The sequence below is a fragment of the Arthrobacter sp. genome (assembly GCF_031988865.1).
GTDB lineage: Bacteria > Actinomycetota > Actinomycetes > Actinomycetales > Micrococcaceae > Arthrobacter_B.
The window spans coordinates 1-4,687 of the sequence record NZ_DALZXY010000148.1; the positions used below are offsets into that span (position 1 = coordinate 1).

Sequence of the window (4,687 nt, forward strand, 5' to 3'; positions counted from 1 at the left end):
AGTTGTGTGAGACCTTCTCGATCGAGACGTCGACGCCGGCGGCCTTCATCAGCTTGGACACCTCGCCCTTCTGCTCGGGGAGGGTCACGGTGACGACGGTGCCGTCGGAACCGGCGCGGGCGGTGCGGCCGGAGCGGTGCAGGTAAGCCTTGTGCTCGGTCGGGGGATCGATGTGGACCACGAGTTCGACGTCGTTCACGTGCACGCCGCGGGCCGCGACGTCGGTGGCGACGAGTACGCGAACGTCACCGGAGGAGAACTCGGCCAGGTTCCGGTCACGGGCGTTCTGCGAGAGGTTGCCGTGCAGGTCGACGGTCGGGATGCCGCTGTCCGTGAGGAACTTGGCCATCTTCCGGGCGTGGTGCTTGGTGCGCATGAACATGATGCGGCGGCCCTGGCCGGAGGCCAGTTCCTTGACCAGGAGCTTCTTCGCCGTCTGGTCCTGGACCAGCAGCACGTGGTGCTCCATGGTGGTCACCGCGGCCTGCGGATCATCCACGGAGTGGGTCAGCGGGTTGGAAAGGTAGCGGCGGACCAGCTTGTCCACGCCGTTGTCCAGGGTGGCGGAGAACAGCATGCGCTGGCCCTTTTCCGGGGTGCGGTCCAGCAGGCGCTGAACCACCGGAAGGAAGCCGAGGTCGGCCATGTGGTCGGCCTCGTCCAGCACGGTGATTTCCACGGATTCGAGGCTGATGACCTTCTGCTTCATCAGGTCTTCGAGCCGGCCGGGGCAGGCAATGACAATGTCGACGCCGGCGCCCAGTGCCTTTTCCTGCCGCTGCTGCGAGACGCCGCCGTAGATCACGGTGGTGTTCAGGCCGAGCTCGGCAGCGAGGGGCTCAATCACGTTGTTGATCTGCGTTGCCAGCTCGCGGGTCGGCGCCAGCACCAGGCCCAGCGGGCGGTTCGGCCGGCGGCGGTACGCGGCTTCGGCTTCAGCCAGGCGGGTCACCAGGGGAAGGGAAAAAGCGAGGGTCTTGCCGGAGCCGGTGCGGCCGCGGCCCAGGACATCCCGGCCCTTGAGTGTGTCGGGGAGGGTTTCAACCTGGATGGGGAACGGCTCGGCGATTCCCTGGGCAGCCAGGTTGGAAACGAGTGCCTTGGGTACGCCAAGGGCAGCAAAAGTGGTCATGAAAAGACAGGCAACTTTCGGTAAGAGGCCCCCTGAGCCATCTGGCACAGAGGGTTCGCCGAAGAAAAGTCAGACAGTGTCTACCGCAATGGCCTGGAGGCCGCGGGACAAAAGAAAGCGTTCATCGACGCAGGTTGCGCTGCTTACACACGCGGCTTTTAGGCGCGGCAGTCGCAACAACTTGCTCCAGTTTACCGGAATACGGGCAGTTACCTAATCGGCGCACCCCACAGGCCGAGGCCCCGCGCATCACCGTTAGCATTAACGGTGATGACTACTGATCCAGCCCTCCCCCTCTCCGAGGCCGTTGACGACGCCGTTGAACCCGCCGCTGACGCTGCAGAGAGCGCAGAGACCCGGCATTTCCGCGCCCCGGTGTCCTTTGTCCGCCGTGGTTCCCGCCTCCAGGGCCGCCGCCAGCAGGCCTGGGATGAGCTTTCGGGCACCTTCGTCATTGAGGTTCCCCGGGTCGAGGCCGACACCTCCGTTGACCCGGACTACGTGTTCGACGCCGAGGTTGTGTACGGGCGCAAGGCACCGCTCGTCGTCGAAATCGGTTCCGGCCTCGGCGAAGCCGTCACCCATGCGGCGGAGCAGCACCCGGAGAAGGATTTCCTGGCCGTGGAGGTCTACCTGCCCGGACTCGCGCAGACCCTGCAGCGGATCGGGCAGAAGAACCTCACGAACGTCCGTGTGGTCCAGGCCAACGCACCGGAGGTGCTCTCCACCATGCTGCCGGCGGGCTCCGTGGATGAGCTCTGGGTCTTTTTCCCAGACCCGTGGCACAAGACCCGCCACCACAAGCGCCGTATGGTCAAGGACTCCTTTGCTGAGCTGGCGGCCCGCGTCCTGGCACCGGGCGGGCGCTGGCGCCTGGCCACCGACTGGTCCGATTACGCCGTGCAGATGCGCGAAGTCCTCGATGCCTCCCCGCACTTCGAGAACCTGCACCCCGGCGAGCGTGCCGGTGTGGACGGCCCGCTGACCCAGGTGTATGCCCGGGGGCTGGAGGGGAAGGACGCAACTGACGACGTCGACACCCGCGGCGGCTGGGCACCTCGCTTCGACGGCCGCATCCTGACCAGCTTCGAGAACAAGGCGCATCAGGCCAACCGGCTGATCTTCGACCTCACCTACCGCAAGGCCTGAGCTTCATGACTGAACCAAACGATGCACGCGTTGGCCTCTACATCGACTTCGACAACATCGTCATCTCGCGCTATCAGCAGCTGCACGGCCGCAACGCGTTCCAACGTGACGGGATCCGCGACTTCGACCGGTCAAGCCGTGACGCCGACCCGGAGATCAGCGCCAAACTGACGGCAGCGACTGTTGATTTCAACGCCATCATCGACTTCGCTGCCTCCTTTGGCACGCTGGTCGTCAACCGTGCCTATGCGGACTGGTCCGTCCCCGTCAATGCCAGCTACCAGCGCCAGCTGATGTCCCGGGCGGTGGACCTTACCCAGTTGTTCACCACCACCACCCGGGGCACCAAGAACGGTGCGGATATCCGGCTCGCCGTCGACGTCGTCGAGGACCTCTTCCGGCTCCCCGACCTCACGCACGTCATCATTGTTGCCGGGGACTCCGACTACATTGCCCTGGCGCAGAAGTCCAAGCGGCTGGGCCGTTTTGTTGTGGGCATCGGGGTTGCCGGTTCGACCAGCACCTCGCTCGCAGCGGCCTGCGACGAGTTCGAGGACTACGACTCACTGCCCGGCGTCGAGCGGGCTGCTCCTGCTGCGGCGGCCGAGCGGCCTTCCCCGGACCGGAAATCTCCGGCACCGGTCCAGGCCCCGCCCGGCGAGTCCCCGGACAAGCCCCGCAAGCTCACTACCATCCCGATGTTCTCCCACACCGAGGATGTGCAGTTCGACGAGCCCGACCCCGCCGAGGATATCGATCCGCAGACCCTCGCCACGGAGCTGCTGGTGCGTGCCCTCCAGATCGGCCACGCGAAGGGCGACGCCGACGAGTGGCTCAATACCGGCACAATCAAGAATCAGATGCGCCGGATGGACCCTTCCTTCAACGAGAAGCCACTCGGTTTCCGGTCCTTCACCGATTTCCTTGCTTCTCACTCTGACTTGGTCGAGCTCCAGGAGGACGGCCCGCACCGGCTGATCCGCCTGCGCCCGGAGGCGGATACTCCGCGCTGACTGCGGAGCGGCTACTCACCGCACCGCTTCGCCCTTTTGCCGTTCCGGCAAACGGGCTTGGCCGTCAGAGCCGCCCCTGGCCATGCTTAGGTAATGGAACACACGAACCACAGTCCTGCCGATTCCGCTGGCCCCACCGCTTCCCCTGAGCCCACCCGGTTCCCGCGGGATGCGGAAGCGGTCGGAGCTTTCTGGGACCAGCGCTACACCGAGAAAGCCGCACTGTGGAGCGGGCAGCCCAACGGCGCCCTGGTGAGCGAAGTCCGCGGGCTGCGGACCGGACGGGCCCTGGATGTTGGCTGCGGCGAGGGAGCCGACGCCGTCTGGCTGGCCGGGCAGGGATGGGACGTCACGGCATTGGAGGTCTCGCGGGTGGCACTGGACCGGGCCGCCCGGCAGGCTGAGCTGCAGGGCGTCACCGTGAACTGGGTGCACGCGGGCCTGGTGGAGGCAGCGCTGCCGCCGGCATCCTTTGATCTGGTGTCGGCTCAGTATCCGGCCCTGCTGCGCACCGAAGAAAACACCGCGGAACTCGCCCTCCTCCGTGCCGTGGCACCCGGCGGTGTGCTCCTGGCGGTGCACCACCAACTGCCCACCGCCGCGGAAGCCGAGGCCCATGGCTTCGATCTCAGGGAGTACGTTGGCCTGGCGGACCTAGCTGCCCTGCTCGACGAAAACTGGCGCATCGAGGTGTATGAAACCCGCCCCCGGCACGTGACTGAGGGCGCCGGCGCCCACCACACCGAAGATGTGGTCCTGCGGGCACGCCGCCTGCGTTAGCCCTCGGCGTTATGGCCGCCGCTGACCGGAGCGCGACACGCGTTCCCACTCTAGGTTCACTCCTGAGGCTGATGTGACCTCACCGGCCACAGCAGGTTACAGAGAGTGGGAACCCGTGCAGCTTGGGCTTTGGGAACCCGTCGGTCGAGCCCAGCTTTCCACCCCTCGTTACCGGGTGCTGCAGGTCGTTACCGGGGGCTGCAGGGCGTTACCGGGGGCTGCAGGCCTTCGTCGCAGAGAGACTCTCCCGGCTCTCCGTAGGGGAGTTCCCGGGTTCCCGGGTTCCCGGGTTCCCGGGTTCCCGCCGGGAGTCAGCGGCGTAAGCAGCTGTAAATCTGCCGGGTTCTGCCGCTGTTCACCTGCGCGGGTTTCTCCGCTGAGCAACCCGGCGGCCATCCGGGCGGTGATGGGTAGGGTTACGGCGGGCGCCACAGGCCGGCAGGGGGTGCGCCGGATCTGGCAGGTTGGTTGCTTCGTTCGCTGTCGCCGCTGCTCGAATGGGCCGGATCTGGCGGGTTGCTGCCTTGTTTGGTGCCGTCGCGGTTTTTAGTGTGCAGATCTGGCGGGTTGCGGATCGTCCCGCCGCGGTGAGTGCGCAGGTATGGCGGCTCGA

Annotated in this window: 5 protein-coding genes; 3 read left to right on the plus strand and 2 right to left on the minus strand. The window is 66.3% G+C overall.

All coding sequences use genetic code 11. The features are described from left to right. Positions 1-1,132 (minus strand): DEAD/DEAH box helicase (locus RTN46_RS16490; protein WP_312183019.1); only part of this gene is annotated, 1,132 nt, incomplete at its 3' end. 270 nt (positions 1,133-1,402) lie between these two features. On the opposite strand from RTN46_RS16490, the gene trmB reads away from it, so the two are divergent. The 3 genes from trmB (at position 1,403) to RTN46_RS16505 (ending at position 4,074) form a co-directional block, all read left to right on the plus strand. Next, a complete protein-coding gene (gene trmB, locus RTN46_RS16495; RefSeq protein WP_312183021.1) occupies positions 1,403-2,281 on the plus strand; it encodes a tRNA (guanosine(46)-N7)-methyltransferase TrmB in 879 nt (292 codons plus the stop codon). A 5-nt stretch (positions 2,282-2,286) separates the two neighbouring features. Continuing rightward, positions 2,287-3,294: an NYN domain-containing protein gene (locus tag RTN46_RS16500; protein WP_312183023.1), complete on the plus strand. Its 1,008-nt coding sequence runs from the start codon at positions 2,287-2,289 to the stop codon at positions 3,292-3,294. Between the two features lie 93 nt (positions 3,295-3,387). Continuing rightward, positions 3,388-4,074: a class I SAM-dependent methyltransferase gene (locus tag RTN46_RS16505; protein WP_312183025.1), complete on the plus strand. Its 687-nt coding sequence runs from the start codon at positions 3,388-3,390 to the stop codon at positions 4,072-4,074. A gap of 416 nt (positions 4,075-4,490) precedes the next feature. Here the strand turns inward: RTN46_RS16505 and RTN46_RS16510 are convergent. Next, the coding region (locus RTN46_RS16510; protein ID WP_312183027.1) for a hypothetical protein at positions 4,491-4,687 on the minus strand (197 nt) is incomplete at its 5' end.

Coding starts and splice junctions, on each gene's coding strand:
- RTN46_RS16500 (WP_312183023.1), top strand. CDS start 2,287: ATGACTGAACCAAACGATGCACGCGTTGGCCTCTACATCGACTTCGAC.
- trmB (WP_312183021.1), top strand. CDS start 1,403: ATGACTACTGATCCAGCCCTCCCCCTCTCCGAGGCCGTTGACGACGCC.
- RTN46_RS16505 (WP_312183025.1), top strand. CDS start 3,388: ATGGAACACACGAACCACAGTCCTGCCGATTCCGCTGGCCCCACCGCT.